The organism is Bradyrhizobium sp. NBAIM18 (assembly GCF_020193825.1).
Classification (GTDB): domain Bacteria; phylum Pseudomonadota; class Alphaproteobacteria; order Rhizobiales; family Xanthobacteraceae; genus Bradyrhizobium; species Bradyrhizobium yuanmingense.
This window is the reverse complement of the sequence record NZ_JADYVO010000008.1, coordinates 211163-227996: the sequence shown is the minus strand read 5'-3', so window position 1 is coordinate 227996 and position 16834 is coordinate 211163. Positions and strand designations below refer to the sequence as shown.

Here is a 16834-nt window from a genome sequence, read left to right as displayed (position 1 = left end):
AAAAACCCGGCTTGAGCGGGCACAGAGGCCCATCGATCCCTGACGCGCGGGCAGGCTTTTGTCCTGCGCCGTCAATGGACACCGGATGGCCCAGTTTCCAAAGAAAATCACCGACGATCCCTACGCGGCAGCGGTCCTGATTCGCCGCCTGATCACGGAACAGGGAATCGTCTACTGGCGGCGCTACCTCGTGGCCTTCGCGCTGATGGCGCTGGCGGCCGGTGCGACCGCAGGCGCGACCTACGTGCTCGGCCAGGTCATCAACCAGGCCTATGTCGACAAGAACATCCCGGGCATCGCGATGTTTTCGGGGATCACGGTCGTTCTGCTCTTCATCAAAGGCGTGGCGACCTACGGCCACATGGTGATCCTGACCAAGATCAGCAACGCCATCCTCGCCACCAACCAGCGCCAGCTGTTCGCCAAGCTGATGCGCGAGAGCGTCGGCTTCTTTTCCGAGCGGCACTCCTCCGAATTCCTCGCGCGGCTGACCGCCGGCGCCAAGTCGATCACGGACGTGCTCAACATGCTGGTCAACGCCGTCGGGCGCGACCTCCTGATGCTGCTCGCCATGATCGGCGTGATGGTGTGGCAGGATCCGCTGATGTCGTTCATCGGCCTCGTCGCAGTCCCCCCGGCGATGCTGGTGCTGCGCAAGCTGGTCAAGCGCATCAAGGGCCTCGCCTTCAACCAGTTCACCGGCACCGCCGACATCATGGAGACGATGCAGGAATCGCTTCAGGGCATCCGCACCGTCAAGGCGTTCACGCTCGAAGAGACCATGCAGAGGCGCATCGACGAGAACATCGCGGTCGTCGAACGCAACGCCAACAAGATGGCCCGCGTCGCCAACCGCTCCAACCCGCTGATGGAGATGCTGGGCGGTTTCGCCGTCGCGGGCTGCCTGATGTATGGCGGCTATGCCGTGGTCGCGCTCAACGCCACGCCCGGCGCGTTCTTCTCCTTCATGACCGCGTTCCTGATGGCGACGGAGCCGGCGAAGCGGCTGGCGCGGCTCAACATCGATCTGAACAGTCAGCTGGTCGGAGCGCGCATGCTGCTCGAAGTCGTCGACAGCCCGGCAAGCGAACAGGCCGACGACGACAAGCCGGCGCTGAAGCTGACAGATGCCCGTATCGAGCTGCGCGATGTCAGTTTCTCCTATCGCTCGGGCGAGACGGTGCTCAACCGGATGAGCTTCGTCGCGGAGCCCGGCAAGGTGACTGCGCTGGTCGGCCCCTCCGGCGGCGGCAAGTCGACCGTGCTGGGCCTGCTCCTGCGCTTCTACGAGGTGACGCAGGGCGACATCGTGATCGACGGCCAGCCGATCTCGTCGGTCTCGCGCAAATCGCTGCGCGCCCAGACCGCCTATGTCGGCCAGGACGTCTATCTGTTCCGCGACACCATCCGCAACAACATCGCCTTCGGCAAGCCGGACGCCAGCGAGGACGAGATCGTCGAGGCGGCGAAGGCGGCCTGCGCGCACGACTTCATCACGGGCTTTCCGCTCGGCTACGACACGCCCGTCGGCGAGCACGGCACCCAGCTCTCGGGCGGACAGCGCCAGCGCATTGCGGTCGCGCGCGCGCTGCTCAAGAACGCGCCGATCATCCTCCTGGACGAAGCCACTGCCGCGCTCGATTCCGAATCCGAGCGGCAGGTGCAGGAGGCGATCGAGCATCTCTGCCAGAACCGCACCACCATCGTGATCGCGCACCGCCTGCACACCATCATGCACGCAGACAGCATCCTGGTGGTCGAAGGCGGCGAGATTGTCGAGCAGGGCCGCCATGACGAGCTGCTCCGTCGCGGCGGCCGCTATGCCTCGTTCTTCCGCCTGCAGCATCACGACGCCGGCGCTCTGGCGCCGATCAGCGCAACCGCATAGAGTTCGTTCCACCTCAAGAGCAGCGAGACCCGCATGAACGCCGCCCCCTACGTCATCCCGCTTCCGCCCCAGGCTTCGCTTCCCGTCGTCGGCGAGAGCGGCCGTTATCCGGTACGCCGCATCTGGTGCGTCGGCCGCAACTATCTCGAGCACATCCGCGAGATGGGCAATGACGAGCGCGCCCCGCCGTTCTTCTTCGCCAAGCATGCCGACATGCTGGTGCCCGACGGCGCCACCATTCCCTATCCGCCTCTGACCAAGGATCTGCATCACGAGGTCGAGCTGGTCGTCGCGATGAAGAGCGGTGGACTGAACATTCCCGCCGACAAGGCTCTGGACCACGTCTACGGCTACGCCGTCGGCATCGACCTCACCCGGCGCGATCTCCAGATCGCCTCGCGCAAGAAGGAGCGCCCGTGGGAGATCGGCAAGTCGTTCGACTATTCGGCGCCCTGCTCCGCGCTGCAGCCGGCCTCGAAGATCGGCCATCCCTCCAAGGGCAAGATCTGGCTGACGGTCAACGGCAAGGAAGCGCAGAAGGGCGACCTCACCGAGTTGATCTGGAACGTGCCCGAGATCATCTGGCAGCTCTCCCAGCAGGTGAAGCTCGCCGCCGGCGACATCATCATGACCGGCACGCCCGCCGGCGTGTCGCAGCTCCAGCCTGGCGACAAGCTCGAATGCGGCGTCGACGGCATCGGCACGCTGAAGGTCAGCATCGGCCAGCCGGAATAAGGCTCGCTGCAGCTCGAACTCAAAAGGCCCCGGAATGGGGCCTTTTGGATGTCGATCGTGCACGCGGTCGAGCTACCAGGCCTTTACCGGCCGATTGGCGTGGCTCGCCTGCGGCACACCCCGATTGAGCGACATGTGCGAATGCACGCACAGCCAGCCATCGCCGTTCCTCGAAAACACCATCGTCGCGCGGCCTGGGCGCGCGAACGTGCTGCCATCGGGATGATAGCCCGTGCTCGTCCACGGCGCGACGACGGTTGCCATCATACCGTCCGGTGATGCCAGAACGGAGGTCTGATCGAGGACGAAACGGAAGTCGGTCGTCTTCGGCCAGACATTGTCCCATTGGGTTTTGACCCATTGATCGAGGCCGGGGATGACGTCGCTATGGGTGCCGAAGGCGAGCACGTCCGGATCGAAGAGCGGCCGCGCCGAGGCGTAATCGACCTCTCGGACATAACCCGCGAAGGTGTCCAGCCATTCGCGGAAGAACTGCGTGATCTCAGTATTCGCGGTCGGCAAAGAGGCCATCACCTGCTCCACATTCGGCAACTCAATCACGGCGATCTTTGTTGCCATGGGCCGGACGATCCAGCAAGATTTGTGCTCCGGGATCACTCGATCGCGACAGGTGTCACGTCACAGCCGGGTTCGATGCTTCGACATCGGCCGGCTCCATTTGTGGGAGCCAGATTCATGAACCGCGTCCTTCTGCTTGCAGCCTCCCTCCTCCTCACCGGCAGCACAGCCGGCGCGCAGTCCAGTCAACCCTATGCCGGCCTTGAGAAGCGCCCCATCAAGGCGCTGTCACAGCAACAGATCGACGATCTCCGCGCCGGACGCGGTATGGGCCTGGCTCTCGCTGCGGAGCTCAATGGATATCCCGGTCCCAGCCACGTCCTCGAGCTCAGTGATCGTCTCGGCCTGACCGCCGATCAGCGCGCCGAGGTTCAACGGCTGTTCGATGCCATGAAACAGGAAGCCGTTCCGCTGGGTAACAAGCTCGTCGAGCAAGAGAGAGCGCTGGAAGACCTCTTCTCTTCCCGTAGGGTCACATCGGAAGCGCTCAAGACCAGCATCGGCGCCATTGCCGAAACTCAGGGGCAGCTCCGCGAGAGCCACCTCAAATATCATCTCTCAACCGCTGCCTTGCTCGATCAGAGCCAGATGCAGCGGTATGCAGATTTACGGGGCTATCAGCGTCCCGACGGCTCCGCAGGGCACAAGCACAAGCACCATCACTAGACAACACCGACCGACCAGACGATCGCGCCAGGGCGGATCGACATGAGGCAACGGCGGACCGAGCTTCGCTGATTCGCCCCGCGCATTTGCCTCAATTCAGTGCCGAATACACGATCAGGCCGAGGATCAGCGCCGTCAGCGAGTATTTGAGCGTGTAGTAGACGTTGCGGTTCCACTCCTTCACCTTGCGGCTGGCGAGGTGGATCTCGTAGAGCTTGCCGAACACCTTGTTGAGCACGCCGACGTGCTCACCGTCGACATTCTGGGTCGCCGACGCCTTGACGATGTGATGGCTGACCCAGCGGTTGATAGCGGACATGAAGCCGTATTTCATCGGGCGCTCGACGTCGCAGAACAGGATGATGCGGTTGACGTCGGTCGCATTCTCGGCACTGTGGATGAAGGTCTCGTCGAACATGAAGGCCTCGCCATCGCGCCAGACGCATTCGACGCCGTCGACGAGGATCCGGCACTTGTTCGAGTTCGGCGTGACCAGGCCGAGGTGATAGCGCAGAGAGCCGGCGAAGGGATCACGGTGAGCGCCGAGCTTGCCGCCTGGAGGCAGCATCGCGAACATCGCGCCATGCACGCTCGGGATCGACTTGAGCAGTTCCACCGTCTTCGGGCAAAGCGTGTTCGCCGACGGCAGGAAGTCGTCGTACCATTTCAGGTAGAACCGCTTCCAACCGCTCTTGAAGAACGAGTAGAAGCCCCAATCGTTGTTCTTCGCCGCCGCGCGGATAAAACCTTCATCGAACAGGCGCACGGCTTCGTCGCGGATGGTCTCCCAGTTCTCGCTAAGGGGCTTCAGCTCCGGAAACTGATCGACCGAGATCACCGGCTTGTTCGGCACCGCCGAGCCCGCATACATCAGCACATTGTAAGGGGCGAGATAGGTCGAGTGATCGCCGAGCTGGCGCGCGAAGCGCAGCCGCTGCTTGCCGCGGAAGTGGACGTAAATCGTCGAAGCCGCAAGCACGTACAAAATGACGAGCTGCGGCGCAAAGAGCTGTTTCAACATTTCCCCAATCCCCAACTGACCCAGCCGGGGTGTCGTGTAGCTCGACCCGGCCCGAGCGACAAGATATTCGCCGGTGGGTTGCAATCACGCTGGGGAGAGCAAGGGTTGAAACTGGGGTCAAAACCGGCCGAAACGAGCCGAATCAGGCCCGCGACAGCGCCTGCAGGCCCTTGAAGGTCAGGCGTTTGGGGTCGGTGACGCCGGCGAGGTAGAGGCGGCGGATGAAGGCGATGACGGCATCGCGGTCGCAATCGGTCAGCGCGACGACGGCGTCGACCGCTATTCTCTGGGCTTCCATTGGGCTCACCTCGGCCTTGCGAGTAACCCCGGCCGAGACAGGGTAGGACTCATCCGTTAAATCGGCGTTAACCGTTCAGGAACCATCGCCGATTCAGCCGCCCCGCCGTATACGCGAAAACGCGCATTGCGGAGGCATGAAGCGGCTCAACGCGCCTTGGTGCTCTGCTTCAGCAGCGCAAACTGCTTCTTCAGCCGGGGCACGGCGAAGTCGGTGAAGGCGCGCACCTTGGGCACCGAAAGCCGGCCCTGCGGGCAGATCAGATGCGCCGGCATCTCCGGATCCTCGTCGTCCGCCAGCACGATCTCGAGCTCGCGGCGCGCGACCTGCTCGGCCACTTGGTACGAATACATCCGCGCCACGCCGCGCCCGGCCACAGTGGAGGCCACTGCCGCATAGGTGCTATTGACGACGAGCCGCGGGGTGAACTGCACGGTGCGCGGCGCCGATGAGCCCGGTTGCGGCGCAAAGGTCCAGGAATTGGGCAGATGCGCCATCGCGACGATCTGGTGTTTGGCGAGATCGCCCGGCTCGGTGATCCGCGGATGTTGTTTCAGGTAGCGGGGAGCTGCCACCACGACGCGGCTGATCCCGCCGACCCGCATCGCCACCATCGCCGAATCCGCCAGCGGACCGATGCGAAGCGCGATATCGACGCCTTCCTCGATCAGATTGACCGCACGGTCGAACAGCAGGAGTTTTGCCGATACGGCCGGATAGGCGTCGAGAAACGCGTCGAGGATCGGCCGCAGTACCATCTCGCCGGAGACCACCGGAGCGGTGATCGTGAGCAGACCACGCGGAGCCGTGCGCGGTCCGGCCGCGATGTCCTCGGCCTCCTCCAGATCGGTGAGCACGCGGCGGCAGATCGCGACATAACGCTCGCCTTCCTCGCTCAGCTTGATCGAGCGTGTCGTCCGGTGCAGCAGCTCGGCGCCGACCCGCTGCTCCAGAAAGGCGATGGCGCGGCTCACCGCAGCCGGCGATCGGCCGAGCTTGCGTCCTGCGGCAGCCAAGCTGCCCTCGTCCACCGCAAGGACAAACACCTTCATCGCGTCCAGACGATCCATGCGCTCGCCGCAGCCCCTGAGATTTCGGCTGAAAGCTAGGCGTTTGCGCCGGCTGCGACAACCTCCGCAAGGATCGATCCGGCATTCGTTCGCGTCGCGAAAGAGTGTCTGCCGGGCAGCGGATATTCGCAAGCAAGCCGCCGCAGCGTACCTCAACGCCCAAGCCAGCCGCCGCTGGCGCAGGTTTTCAAGCCAACAACAGGAGCCCGTCATGGGTATCGAGCAGAAGGTCGCCATCATCACCGGTGCATCGCAGGGTATCGGCGCCGCCCTGGTCCAGGGTTTTCGCGATCGCAACTATCGCGTCGTCGCAACGGCGCGCTCCATCAAGCCGTCGGGTGATGACGACGTCCTCGCCGTTGCAGGCGACATCGCCGAGCGGTCCACCGCAGAGCGCGTGGTGTCGCAAGCGATCGCCCGCTTCGGCCGGGTCGACACGCTGGTCAACAACGCGGGCATCTTCGTCGCAAAACCGTTCACCCAGTACACAGCCGAGGACTATGCCGCAGTGATGGGCACCAATGTCGCGGGCTTCTTCAACATCACGCAGCTTGCCATCGCCGAAATGGAGAAGCAGGGGTCTGGCCACGTCGTCCAAATCACGACGACGCTGGTCGATCAGGCCAATTCGAATGTGCCCTCGGTGTTGGCCTCGCTGAGCAAGGGCGGGCTGAACGCCGCGACCAAGTCGCTCGCGATCGAATACGCCAGGCGCGGCATCCGCGTGAATGCGGTGCCGCCCGGCATCATCAAGTCGCCGATGCACCCGGTCGCGACGCATGCCCAGCTCGACGCACTGCACCCGCTCGGCCATATGGGCGAGATGTCTGACATCGTCGATGCCGTGCTCTATCTCGAGGGCGCCTCCTTTGTCACCGGCGAAATTCTGCATGTCGACGGCGGCCAGAGCGCCGGCCACTGAGCGGAGGAGAACGACAATGCCCATCGTCACCATTCAAGTGACCCGCGAGGGAACGGCGCCGGGTGCGGCGTCGCTCACGGCGGAGGAGAAGGCCGCACTGATCAAGGGCTCGAGCGAGCTGCTGCGCGACGTGCTCGGCAAGCCGCTCGAGTCCACCTTCGAGGTCGACACCGACAATTGGGGCTGGGGCGGCGTGCCCGTGCAGGAATTCCGCCGCCGCCGCACCACGCAGACAGGATGATCTGCACGCCGTCGCGCGCAAGAGGATGACATGACCTCGGCACGATCGTCGGCCCGCTCGTCGCCGACCATCTCGGCGACCACTCGGGTTTGGTCCCGCCCTTCGCGCGGCATTCCTGATCGAGGCCGCGGCCGTGCTGTTGCGACCGTCAGCACCGCGCCGCTGTCGCTGATCGTGTTGAGCGTGGTGGTCGGCGGCTTCACGCCGGCCATCGTGACGCTGGTGCTCGGACGCATCCACGAGTTCGTGCCTAATTCGACCGAACAGCAGCGCACGACCTGGAGCTACGCCACCACAAGCTTTGCGCTGTTTCAGGCGGCCGCCGCTTACGGCTTCTCCTGGATCGATGCGCAAACCGGCGGAGACTATCTCGTCCTGTTCGGCCTCGGCGGCGGTGCGGTGGTGCTGGCATCTCGGCCGCGCCCTGATCGTCCCGCGCAGATCCTGAGTGCGATGATGGCAGGCGAGCTGCATCACCTGGCAATGGGCTTTGTCATGCTTTGAGCAAGCGACCTCAGCAACTCGGTTTGCTTCAGGACCAACTCACATTGCTTTCGCGCGTGCGTACCCGACAGCTCAACCAACTCTGCCAGAGTCTTTGCACGCCCTAGCTCCCGCGCATACTCCAAGGTCGCGCCCGCATTGACCTTCATCAGTTCGAGCACGACGGTGCGACACTCGGCTGCCGTCCCAATCGCGTCGATGAGATCGCTTTCCGCGACGACGGTTTCATTGGCCTCTGATGTCACACTGGCCAGCCGTGACTTTGCGAGGTCGTTGGCGTAGTTGAGCGTAGCGCTCATGCCGTCCAAAGCGCGGGCTTGATACTCCTTGGCCATGTCCACGATGAGATCAGTGCTGCTCGGAGGTTCAGGTCTTGCAACAATGACGCTGGCCGCTTCTTGTGCCGGAACAGTCATAGGAGCAGGGGCTCCTTGCGCGATCTGCGGCGCATCTTGGGGGAAGACGGCGACTGAGCCCGGCAGCATGGCCAAGCCCTCGTCGACCGCACGGCTCACTTCCGCCGCCAGTTCCAGCAGCGAGCGACGCCCGGTGCGTGCAACGTCAGCAGGCAGCTTTGAGCGCGCCTTTCCCATAATCATCCGACTCCTCGGCCAAGTGCGCCGCGATCCAACCCCACAAACTTACAATTTCGTCCGAAGCTTTGGCCGCCGGTGCGAACTCCGTCACGCCCGACCCTGCTCCGAGTGCATCCTGGTGATCGTTACGCTGCGCAATAAACGGGAGTGCAAGCACGCCGAGCGAGCTTAGCGATGTGGCAGCTTCGCTCAGCCGGCACCCTCGCATCGGTGTCTGATTGAGGATAAAGGCAAATCGGCGGTTGAGCCTGCGAATGGCGATCAGTGTAGGAATTGCGGCTTCGATATCGGCCGGGCTCGGGCGCGCCGGGATGAGACAGAGATCGGCGCAGGCGATGACGCGCATCGCCAAGCCGTTGGTCGTGGCAGCTGTGTCGATGATGGCAAGCGAAACGCCTTCGGCCTTCAGCCGCGCGATCAACGGTTCGAGCTCGGCAGGATCGGCAACGCGCTCGACGCGGGGATAGGGATGATCGCGGCGCTCTTTCCATTTCGAGATCGTACCTTGCGCGTCCGCCTCAATGAGAGCGACGCGCTCAGCTCGCTGCATTGCTGCCACCGCCAGTCCAACGGACAGCGTACTCTTGCCGCTTCCGCCTTTTTGCGTGACCAGGGCAAGGACGTGCATGTCCCGCGCTCCCCTTGAAACGGCAACGACGCGGAACTTAGACGTTGTCGGAAATAAACTTCTTGCAGCGCAAAAATACTACCGCAAGTCGCGATTCGTCTCAAGCGAACGCGAGGCTATCCCGGTATCGTACGTGGCAAGATCAGGAATACTGCATCACGCCATCGTCGATCCGACCGAAGCGCAACGAGACGATGTCGAGCGCGTAGTTCTGGTGGAGCCGCCAGGGCCGCTTCGAGCCCTGCTTCGGCATCTTGGCAATCGAGCGCTGCACGTAGCCCGAGGTGAAATCGAGCGAAGGCTGCGCGGTGATGGTGGGATCATCGTTGTGCGGCATGCACTGGCGGAAATTGTGCCGGTCCATGTAATTGATGAGGCGGCAGACATATTCGCAGGTGAGGTCGCATTTCAGCGTCCAGGACGCGTTGGTGTAGCCGAAGGCCGAGGCCATGTTCGGCACGTCGGCATACATCATGCCCTTGTAGGTCAGCGTGTTGGCGAAATCGACGGAGCGGCCGTCGACGCTGACCTCGAGGCCACCGGCGACCTGGAGCACCAGCCCGGTCGCCGTCACGATGATGTCGGCCGCCAGCTCGCGGCCGTCCTTCAGACGGATGCCATCATGCGTGAAGGTCTCGATCTCGCTGGTGACGACGCTGGCGCGCTGCTCGCGGATCGCCTTGAAGAGGTCGCCATCGGGCACGAGGCACAGCCGCTGGTCCCAGGGATTGTAGCGCGGCGTGAAGTGGGTCGCGACGTCGTAGTCCGGACCGAGCGCGATTCTCACGCCCTTGAGGATCAGATCCTTCACCTTCGCCGGCCTGCGCCGGCTGAGCTGGAAGAAGAACATCCCCCACATCACGTTGCGCCAGCGGATCAGGTGATAGGCGAACTTCGCCGGCAGATTGCGGCGCAGCTTGTTGGCGAGGATATCCTGCGCCGGGCGCGACACCACATAGGTCGGCGAGCGCTGCAGCATGGTGACCTGCTCCGCCTGCTTGGCGAGCTCCGGCACCAGCGTCACCGCTGTCGCGCCCGAGCCGATCACGACGACACGCTTGCCCGCGTAGTCGATGTCCTCGGTCCATTTCTGCGGATGCACGATGCGGCCGGCAAAATCAGCGGCGCCCTTGAACTCCGGCGTATAGCCCGCTTCGTATTTGTAATAGCCCGAGCACATGAACAGGAAGTTGCAGGTGAAGCGCACCAGCTCGGTCGCGCCCTCGCCCGTGATGCGCTCGGCCTCGACGGTCCAGCGCGCATCCGGCATCGACCACGCCGCGCGCTTGACGCGATGGTGGAAGCGGATGTGCTTATCGATGCCGTTCTCGCTAGCAGTCTCGCGCACATAGTTCAGGATCTGCGGCCCGTCGGCGATCGCCTTCGGATCGGTCCACGGCTTGAACGAATAGCCGAGCGTGAACATGTCGCTGTCGGAGCGGATGCCGGGATAGCGGAAGAGGTCCCAGGTGCCGCCGATGCAATCGCGTCCTTCGAGGATGACGTAGCTCTTGGCCGGACACTTGGTCTGCAGATGATAGCCGGCGCCGATGCCTGATAGCCCGGCGCCGACGATCAGCACGTCGAAATGTTCTTGTTGCATGGTTTCCTCCGCCGGGGCGGATTGTCCGCCTGCCGCTGCTGGCCGTCAATCGGCAATCAACGGACCGCAACTGCAAAGCGAGTTGAATTCCATGCCCCGAAACAACAAAGCCCCGGATCGCTCCGGGGCTTTGCGTCGATGGTTGGTCGAACCGGTGGCTCAGTAGCGGTAGTGGTCCGATTTGTACGGGCCTTCCTGCTTCACGCCGATATAGTCGGCCTGGTCCTTGCGGAGCTCGGTGAGCTTGACGCCGATCTTGGAGAGGTGCAGGCGGGCGACCTTCTCGTCGAGCGTCTTGGGCAGCACGTAGACCTTCTTCTCGTACTTGCCGTCCTTGTTGTTGGCGAACAGCTCGATCTGAGCCAGCGTCTGGTTGGTGAAGGACGCTGACATCACGAAGGACGGATGGCCCATCGCATTGCCGAGGTTCACGAGGCGGCCCTCCGACAGCAGGATGATGCGGTGCTTGTCGGGGAACTCGATCTCGTCGACCTGCGGCTTGATGTTGGTCCACTTCAGATTGCGCAGAGACGCGATCTGGATCTCGTTGTCGAAGTGGCCGATGTTGCAGACGATGGCGCGATCCTTCATCGCGCGCATGTGCTCGATGGTGATGATGTCCTTGTTGCCGGTGGCGGTTACGAAGATGTCCGCCCGCGGCGCGGCGTCTTCCATGGTCACGACCTCGTAGCCTTCCATCGCCGCCTGCAGCGCGCAGATCGGATCGACCTCGGAGACCATGACGCGGCAGCCGGCCTGGCGCAGCGAGGCGGCCGAGCCCTTGCCGACGTCGCCGAAGCCGGCGACCATCGCGACCTTGCCCGACAGCATCACGTCGGTGCCGCGGCGGATGCCGTCGACCAGCGATTCACGGCAGCCATAGAGGTTGTCGAACTTCGACTTGGTGACGCTGTCGTTGACGTTGATGGCCGGCCATAGCAGCGTGCCTGCCTTCTGCATGTCGTAGAGACGATGCACGCCCGTCGTGGTCTCCTCGGAAACGCCCTTGATGCTGTTGGCGATCCCGGCGAAGTAGCCCTTCGGCTTTTCCTTGAGCTGCTTCTTCAGAAGCGCGAAGAACACTTCCTCTTCCTCGGAGCCGGGCCTGTCGAGGAAAGCGGTGTCGCCGTTCTCGGCGCGCAGACCGAGATGGACATACATGGTGGCGTCACCGCCGTCGTCGAGGATCATGTTCGGGTGACCGCCGCCGTGCCAGTCGAACAGCTTGGCGGTGTAGTCCCAGTACTCGGTCAGCGTCTCGCCCTTGACGGCGAAGACGGGAATGCCGGCAGCCGCGATCGCAGCCGCGGCGTGGTCCTGCGTCGAATAGATGTTGCAGGAGACCCAGCGGATGTCGGCGCCGAGCGCGGCGAGCGTCTCGATCAACACGCCGGTCTGGATCGTCATGTGCAGCGAGCCGGCGATGCGCGCGCCCTTCAGCGGCTGCTTCGGGCCGTACTCCTCGCGGGTGGCCATCAGGCCAGGCATCTCGGTCTCGGCCAGCGAGAGCTCCTTGCGGCCGAAATCGGCGAGCGAAATGTCCTTGACGATGTAATCGGTGAAGCCGGGCTTCGCGTTCATGGCGAGTGTCCTGTTGTTGAACTCGTCATTCCGGGGCACCTCCAAGAGGCGAACCCGGAATCTCGACGTGATAGATGAGGATCCCGGGTTCGCTCGCGTACGCGCCCCGGGATGTCGCGTTTATTAGAGCGCGCGCTTGAGCTGCTCGACGAGGTCGGTCTTCTCCCAGGAGAAGCCGCCCTCGTTGTCGGGCGTGCGGCCGAAATGGCCGTAGGCCGAGGTGCGCGCGTAGATCGGCCGGTTGAGATCGAGATGAGTGCGGATGCCGCGCGGGGTGAGGTCCATCGCCTTGGCGGCGGCCTTCTCGAGCTGGTCTTCCGAAACCTTACCGGTGCCGTGGGTGTCAATGTAGATCGACAGCGGGCGCGCCACGCCGATGGCGTAGGCGAGCTGCAGCGTGCAGCGGTCGGCAAGACCGGCGGCAACGATGTTCTTGGCGACGTAGCGCGCAGCATAGGCCGCGGAGCGGTCGACCTTGGTCGGATCCTTGCCGGAGAACGCGCCGCCGCCGTGCGGGGCCGCCCCGCCATAGGTGTCGACGATGATCTTGCGGCCGGTCAGGCCGGAATCGCCGTCGGGACCGCCGATGTAGAACTTGCCGGTGGGGTTGATGTGCCAGATCGTCTTCGCGGTGATCCAGTCCTTCGGCAGCGCCTCGCGCACATAGGGCTCGACGATCTCGCGAACCTGGTTCGAGCTGAGGTCGGGAACCAGATGCTGGTGCGACACGACGATCTCGCGCACGCCGACCGGCTTGCCGTTCTCGTACTGCACGGTGACCTGGCTCTTGGAGTCCGGACCCAGCACCTTCTCCTTGCCGGAGTGACGGGCTTCCGAGATCAGGCGCAGGATCTTGTGGGCGTAGAAGATCGGCGCCGGCATCAGATCGGGCGTCTCGTTGGTGGCGTAGCCGAACATGATGCCCTGGTCGCCCGCGCCTTCTTCCTTGACCTCGCCCGGCTGCAGCGCATCGACGCCCTGGGCGATGTCGGCCGATTGCGGATGCAGGAGGATCTCGATGTCGCAGGTCTTCCAGTGGAAGCCTTCCTGCTCGTAGCCGATGTCCTTGATCGCGCCGCGCACGACGCTCTCGATCTGCTCGTTGGTCACCGACTTCGGGCCGCGGGTCTCGCCGGCGATCACCACCTTGTTGGTGGTCGCGAGCGTCTCGCAAGCGGCGCGGATTTGCCAGGGGTCGATGCCCGCCTTAGGCCCTTCACGGTAGAACAGGTCGACGATCTCATCGGAGATCCGGTCACAGACCTTGTCCGGATGGCCCTCGGACACGGACTCGCTGGTGAAGAGATAGGACGCGCGCATCAGTAACCCCTTGTTCCGCCGCTAGCCGGCGGGCGTTTGCGATGTTTACTTTTGATGATGTCAATCACGCCGGCGCGAGATGACGTAGGATTCGTCGAGAAACCAGAGCCCGTTGTACTTCCGCAGGACATCCCTGGCGGCATCCAGAGTGCGGCCGTTTTGAGTCATTTCTGTCAATCGGTCGTCCTCAATCTGAGCGACATACACCGCCGCATTCCACGCTGCAAAGGCCGTCGAGGTTCCGATGGTGCCGGTGACCTCGTTGGGCAGAGCTTCCATATCATACCTGAAGATCGAACGATTGTCCGCGTAGGCATTAAAATTTAAGTCGCGGCCCACCGATCCAAGTTCATACTTAACGGCACGCAGTAGCTCATGACGACTGACTGAGAAAGGATTTTCTCCCGGCCAGATCGCCTGGATCATTTCCATGCCCGGATCCTGCCCATGGGAGTGGATACCGATCAGCCTGCCGCCCGGCCGCAGCGCCCGCGCCAGAGGTGCAATGATCCGCTTGGCCCGGAAATTGACCGATGACAGGGCCCGGTAGGGCTGGGATGCGATGACGAGGTCGAAATTGGCCTCAGTCTGGCCCGGCCGCGGAATGGTCGAATCCAGCAGGAACCTGTGGTCCTCGCGATAGAGCACGAGGACGACCGGCCGCTCGTAGAGCGGCATGGCCGTGCGTGGGCTGATCGCAGCGCGCCAGTTCTGCTCCAGAAAGGGCCTCAGCTCCGCGATCTGCTGCTCGAACTCGCCCGACGAAGCGCCGCGGAGCGGCACCTCGTGCCAGACGGTGGCGGCCGCCGCGGCGGGCGACGCTGGCGTCAGCCAGGGCGCCTCGGCGTAGAACATGTTGGTGAACACGAACACTGATGCCGGGTGCTCGAAAATGCGATCCGGCACCTTCTCCAGCGTCAGGCGCAAATCCTCCAGGCTGAGCTCCTTGCCCGCGACGTAGAACGGCATGTGCGGAAAGCGCTGGTGCGTGGCGCGCAGCACCCGCGCCAGCACCGTTCCGTCGCCGACGCCGGCGTCGAACAGGCGCAGCGCCGGCGGGCGCGGATGGATCGAGGCAAGCTCCAGCGCGACGCGGTCCGCGATCACCCGCTTTTCGCTGCAGGTGTGGACGAACAGCAGGTATTTCTGGCGGTTCTCGAAGAAGCGGAAATTGCCGCGTGGATCGCGCTTCTCGGGCGGCACCTGAAGTCCCCGCGGCGGCGGCACGCCGCCGGCCATCGACGCCGCCATATAGGCCTGGATCCGCTCCAGCGTGTCGATGGTGATGCGCTTTCCCTCGCGCAGGCGGTGCACCAGCTTCCCATCGTTCACCGCGCGCCGGCCGAACGTCGATTCCGCCATGTCCGCCTTGCGGCAGAAGTCGGTGATCTGGCTCAGGATTTCGTCGTTCTTCATGAGTGGGAAATCGGTGGGCAGACGGATTGGGACCAATCTCCTAGCAAAATCTGCCCACTGAGGGAATAGCGGATCCAAGCGCCTCCTTCACAGTTTGCTCCGGCCGCGAGCCGCGCCCCACTCTGGCCCCGCCGAGCAACAACTGGCGCTTCTCCTCTGATCGGCTCCTTACCGTGCGCGCCTGCCCGGTCGCCCTGCTCGCCGCGATCCCGTGGTCCGCCCGCGGTCGCGCAGGCACGCGCAATCAGCTCGAGCCGAGCTGCACGGCGGACACGACGCCGGCAGACAAGATGATCAATGCCTGCGAAGGAATCATCGCGTGGGAGGTGAAGGAGCACGGCCCGCCGAGCGGCACGAGCTCAATCGCGGCAAAGCCAGGCGCGGCAAGGTGATCTCGACTCCGAAGAACAAGCACGTGCCCACGGTCGAACTCCTCTCTGTTGGGGTCTATCTGGCGGAGAAGTGACTCGTGCCCGGACGCAGCGCAGCGCTTCTCAGCGGTGCTCTGCAGAGCTGAGGCCTATAGCTCCGCGCAGCAAGTCGAGCAGCATGGGTTCCGGCTCTGCGCAGCAACGCTGGAGCGTTGCTGCGCAGAGCCGGGACACGGGTGAGCCTTAACGGCGGAGCCTTACTGCCCCCACACTTCCTTCGCGATCTCGACCGCGAGGCTGAGCTTGGCCCACTGCTCCTCCTCGGAGAGGATGTTGCCCTCTTCCGTCGAGGCAAAGCCACATTGCGGCGACAGCGCGAGCTGCTCCAAGGGCGCGAACTTGGCGGCTTCTTCCAGGCGGCGCTTGATGTCGTCCTTCTTCTCGAGCTCGCCGAACTTCGAGGTGATGACGCCGACCACGACGACCTTGTTGCCCTTGGGCAGGAAGCGCAGCGGCTCGAAGCCGCCGGCGCGGTCGCTGTCGTACTCCAGGAAGTAGCCGTCGTAATTGGTGCCGGCGAGCATGGTCTCGGCCACCGGCTCGTAGCCACCCGAGGAAATCCAGGTCGAGCGGAAATTACCGCGGCAGACGTGGGTCGTCACCACCATGTCGGCCGGCTTCTCCGCCAGCGCGTAGTTGATGATGCGCGCATAGATCTGTTGCAGCCCATCCGGATTATCGCCGCGCTCGCGTGCCTTCTGCAATTCGTCCTGCGAGCAGAGATAGGCCCAGACGGTGTCGTCGAACTGGAGATAGCGGCAGCCGGCGTCGTAGAACGCCTTCACGGCCTTGCGGTAGGTCTTGCCGAGATCTTCGTAGAAGGCGTCGAGATCGGGATAGACGTCCTTGGAGATCGACTTGCGTCCGCCGCGGAAGTGGAGCACTGCCGGCGAAGGGATCGTCATCTTGGCGGTGACGTGAGCCTGGTCGGCGACCTTCTTCAGGAAGCGGAAGTGGTCCAGCATCGGGTGGCTGTCTGGAAAGTCGAGCTTGCCGATGACGCGGACCGCATCGTGACGGGTCTGCACGCCCGTGAACTGGATGCCGGTGTCGGGGTGAAACAGCTCGCAGCCGGTGAGCTTGGCCAGGAAGTCGAAATGCCACCAGGAGCGGCGGAATTCGCCGTCGGTCGCGAGCTTCAGCCCAATCGAGGCCTGCTTGTGCACGACCTTCTCGATCTCCATGTCCTCGATCTTGCGCAGATCGTCGGCCGAGATCTCGCCCTTCTCCAGCCGGCTACGGGCTTCCTTGATCTTGAGCGGACGCAGGAGGCTGCCGACCTCGTCGGCGCGGAAGGGGGCTTTGGTTCGCTGCATGTGTTACTCCCTGGACATC

The 16834-nt window shown here is 63.7% G+C and carries 18 protein-coding genes; 7 read left to right on the top strand and 11 right to left on the bottom strand.

What is annotated here, in order from left to right; translation table 11 throughout:
• The first annotated feature begins 85 nt into the window (after window positions 1-85).
• Window positions 86-1888 carry an ABC transporter ATP-binding protein gene (locus tag I6F17_RS20180; RefSeq protein ID WP_225130496.1) on the top strand — a complete coding sequence of 601 codons (1803 nt, stop codon included), beginning with the start codon at window positions 86-88 and terminating at the stop codon, window positions 1886-1888.
• Window positions 1889-1921: 33 nt separating this feature from the next.
• Window positions 1922-2623, top strand: coding sequence for a fumarylacetoacetate hydrolase family protein (locus I6F17_RS20175; protein WP_225130494.1), 702 nt, complete (start codon window positions 1922-1924; stop codon window positions 2621-2623).
• Between the two features lie 72 nt (window positions 2624-2695).
• Here I6F17_RS20175 and I6F17_RS20170 read toward each other — a convergent pair whose 3' ends face one another.
• Complete coding sequence (locus tag I6F17_RS20170; RefSeq protein WP_036043275.1) at window positions 2696-3154, bottom strand: nuclear transport factor 2 family protein; 459 nt, start codon at window positions 3152-3154, stop codon at window positions 2696-2698.
• A 165-nt stretch (window positions 3155-3319) separates the two neighbouring features.
• Here I6F17_RS20170 and I6F17_RS20165 point away from each other — a divergent pair, with 165 nt between their 5' ends.
• The gene (locus I6F17_RS20165) at window positions 3320-3868 is read left to right on the top strand and encodes a periplasmic heavy metal sensor (protein ID WP_225130492.1); all 549 of its coding nucleotides are present in this window, start codon (window positions 3320-3322) and stop codon (window positions 3866-3868) included.
• 91 nt (window positions 3869-3959) lie between these two features.
• Here I6F17_RS20165 and I6F17_RS20160 read toward each other — a convergent pair whose 3' ends face one another.
• The 3 genes from I6F17_RS20160 to I6F17_RS20150 form a co-directional block, all read right to left on the bottom strand.
• Window positions 3960-4889: an aspartyl/asparaginyl beta-hydroxylase domain-containing protein gene (locus I6F17_RS20160; RefSeq protein ID WP_225130490.1), complete on the bottom strand. Its 930-nt coding sequence runs from the start codon at window positions 4887-4889 to the stop codon at window positions 3960-3962.
• 142 nt (window positions 4890-5031) lie between these two features.
• Window positions 5032-5187 carry a hypothetical protein gene (locus I6F17_RS20155; protein ID WP_007612486.1) on the bottom strand — a complete coding sequence of 52 codons (156 nt, stop codon included), beginning with the start codon at window positions 5185-5187 and terminating at the stop codon, window positions 5032-5034.
• Between the two features lie 146 nt (window positions 5188-5333).
• Window positions 5334-6257: a LysR family transcriptional regulator gene (locus I6F17_RS20150; protein WP_225130499.1), complete on the bottom strand. Its 924-nt coding sequence runs from the start codon at window positions 6255-6257 to the stop codon at window positions 5334-5336.
• A 211-nt stretch (window positions 6258-6468) separates the two neighbouring features.
• Between I6F17_RS20150 and I6F17_RS20145 the strand changes: the two genes are divergently transcribed.
• From I6F17_RS20145 to I6F17_RS20135, 3 genes are read left to right on the top strand one after another with little or no spacing between them, the layout of a single operon-like run.
• Window positions 6469-7179, top strand: coding sequence for an SDR family oxidoreductase (locus tag I6F17_RS20145; protein ID WP_225130488.1), 711 nt, complete (start codon window positions 6469-6471; stop codon window positions 7177-7179).
• Between the two features lie 16 nt (window positions 7180-7195).
• Entirely contained in the window at window positions 7196-7420 is a 225-nt protein-coding gene (locus I6F17_RS20140) for a 4-oxalocrotonate tautomerase family protein (RefSeq protein ID WP_063710696.1), read from the top strand.
• Between the two features lie 30 nt (window positions 7421-7450).
• Window positions 7451-7924, top strand: coding sequence for a YbfB/YjiJ family MFS transporter (locus tag I6F17_RS20135; RefSeq protein ID WP_036043285.1), 474 nt, complete (start codon window positions 7451-7453; stop codon window positions 7922-7924).
• Here I6F17_RS20135 and I6F17_RS20130 read toward each other — a convergent pair.
• The 6 genes from I6F17_RS20130 to I6F17_RS20105 form a co-directional block, all read right to left on the bottom strand.
• A complete protein-coding gene (locus tag I6F17_RS20130) occupies window positions 7894-8523 on the bottom strand; it encodes a phasin family protein (protein ID WP_085974755.1) in 630 nt (209 codons plus the stop codon). The two genes, I6F17_RS20135 and I6F17_RS20130, sit on opposite strands and share 31 nt — an antisense overlap.
• The gene (locus I6F17_RS20125; RefSeq protein WP_225130486.1) at window positions 8486-9148 is read right to left on the bottom strand and encodes a ParA family protein; all 663 of its coding nucleotides are present in this window, start codon (window positions 9146-9148) and stop codon (window positions 8486-8488) included. Before I6F17_RS20125 ends, I6F17_RS20130 begins: the two co-directional genes overlap by 38 nt.
• A 142-nt stretch (window positions 9149-9290) precedes the next feature.
• Window positions 9291-10751: an NAD(P)/FAD-dependent oxidoreductase gene (locus tag I6F17_RS20120; protein WP_225130485.1), complete on the bottom strand. Its 1461-nt coding sequence runs from the start codon at window positions 10749-10751 to the stop codon at window positions 9291-9293.
• A gap of 159 nt (window positions 10752-10910) precedes the next feature.
• Complete coding sequence (ahcY, locus tag I6F17_RS20115) at window positions 10911-12332, bottom strand: adenosylhomocysteinase (RefSeq protein WP_225130484.1); 1422 nt, start codon at window positions 12330-12332, stop codon at window positions 10911-10913.
• Between the two features lie 123 nt (window positions 12333-12455).
• Window positions 12456-13652: a methionine adenosyltransferase gene (metK, locus tag I6F17_RS20110; RefSeq protein ID WP_128266405.1), complete on the bottom strand. Its 1197-nt coding sequence runs from the start codon at window positions 13650-13652 to the stop codon at window positions 12456-12458.
• 60 nt (window positions 13653-13712) lie between these two features.
• Entirely contained in the window at window positions 13713-15068 is a 1356-nt protein-coding gene (locus tag I6F17_RS20105; protein ID WP_057028724.1) for a hypothetical protein, read from the bottom strand.
• A gap of 319 nt (window positions 15069-15387) precedes the next feature.
• On the opposite strand from I6F17_RS20105, the gene I6F17_RS20100 reads away from it, so the two are divergent.
• A complete protein-coding gene (locus I6F17_RS20100) occupies window positions 15388-15534 on the top strand; it encodes a hypothetical protein (RefSeq protein ID WP_157785213.1) in 147 nt (48 codons plus the stop codon).
• Window positions 15535-15696: 162 nt separating this feature from the next.
• Here the strand turns inward: I6F17_RS20100 and I6F17_RS20095 are convergent, their stop codons facing one another.
• Window positions 15697-16815 (bottom strand): cobalamin-independent methionine synthase II family protein, encoded by a 1119-nt coding sequence (locus I6F17_RS20095; protein WP_036043303.1) that lies wholly within the window; start codon window positions 16813-16815, stop codon window positions 15697-15699.
• Window positions 16816-16834: the final 19 nt, after the last annotated feature.

Excerpts from the sequence above, each read along its gene's own strand:
- I6F17_RS20180 (WP_225130496.1), top strand. The coding sequence starts at position 86 with ATGGCCCAGTTTCCAAAGAAAATCACCGACGATCCCTACGCGGCAGCG.
- I6F17_RS20175 (WP_225130494.1), top strand. The coding sequence starts at position 1,922 with ATGAACGCCGCCCCCTACGTCATCCCGCTTCCGCCCCAGGCTTCGCTT.
- I6F17_RS20170 (WP_036043275.1), bottom strand. The coding sequence starts at position 3,154 with ATGGCCTCTTTGCCGACCGCGAATACTGAGATCACGCAGTTCTTCCGC.
- I6F17_RS20165 (WP_225130492.1), top strand. The coding sequence starts at position 3,320 with ATGAACCGCGTCCTTCTGCTTGCAGCCTCCCTCCTCCTCACCGGCAGC.
- I6F17_RS20160 (WP_225130490.1), bottom strand. The coding sequence starts at position 4,889 with ATGTTGAAACAGCTCTTTGCGCCGCAGCTCGTCATTTTGTACGTGCTT.
- I6F17_RS20155 (WP_007612486.1), bottom strand. The coding sequence starts at position 5,187 with ATGGAAGCCCAGAGAATAGCGGTCGACGCCGTCGTCGCGCTGACCGAT.
- I6F17_RS20150 (WP_225130499.1), bottom strand. The coding sequence starts at position 6,257 with ATGGATCGTCTGGACGCGATGAAGGTGTTTGTCCTTGCGGTGGACGAG.
- I6F17_RS20145 (WP_225130488.1), top strand. The coding sequence starts at position 6,469 with ATGGGTATCGAGCAGAAGGTCGCCATCATCACCGGTGCATCGCAGGGT.
- I6F17_RS20140 (WP_063710696.1), top strand. The coding sequence starts at position 7,196 with ATGCCCATCGTCACCATTCAAGTGACCCGCGAGGGAACGGCGCCGGGT.
- I6F17_RS20135 (WP_036043285.1), top strand. The coding sequence starts at position 7,451 with ATGACCTCGGCACGATCGTCGGCCCGCTCGTCGCCGACCATCTCGGCG.
- I6F17_RS20130 (WP_085974755.1), bottom strand. The coding sequence starts at position 8,523 with ATGATTATGGGAAAGGCGCGCTCAAAGCTGCCTGCTGACGTTGCACGC.
- I6F17_RS20125 (WP_225130486.1), bottom strand. The coding sequence starts at position 9,148 with ATGCACGTCCTTGCCCTGGTCACGCAAAAAGGCGGAAGCGGCAAGAGT.
- I6F17_RS20120 (WP_225130485.1), bottom strand. The coding sequence starts at position 10,751 with ATGCAACAAGAACATTTCGACGTGCTGATCGTCGGCGCCGGGCTATCA.
- ahcY (WP_225130484.1), bottom strand. The coding sequence starts at position 12,332 with ATGAACGCGAAGCCCGGCTTCACCGATTACATCGTCAAGGACATTTCG.
- metK (WP_128266405.1), bottom strand. The coding sequence starts at position 13,652 with ATGCGCGCGTCCTATCTCTTCACCAGCGAGTCCGTGTCCGAGGGCCAT.
- I6F17_RS20105 (WP_057028724.1), bottom strand. The coding sequence starts at position 15,068 with ATGAAGAACGACGAAATCCTGAGCCAGATCACCGACTTCTGCCGCAAG.
- I6F17_RS20095 (WP_036043303.1), bottom strand. The coding sequence starts at position 16,815 with ATGCAGCGAACCAAAGCCCCCTTCCGCGCCGACGAGGTCGGCAGCCTC.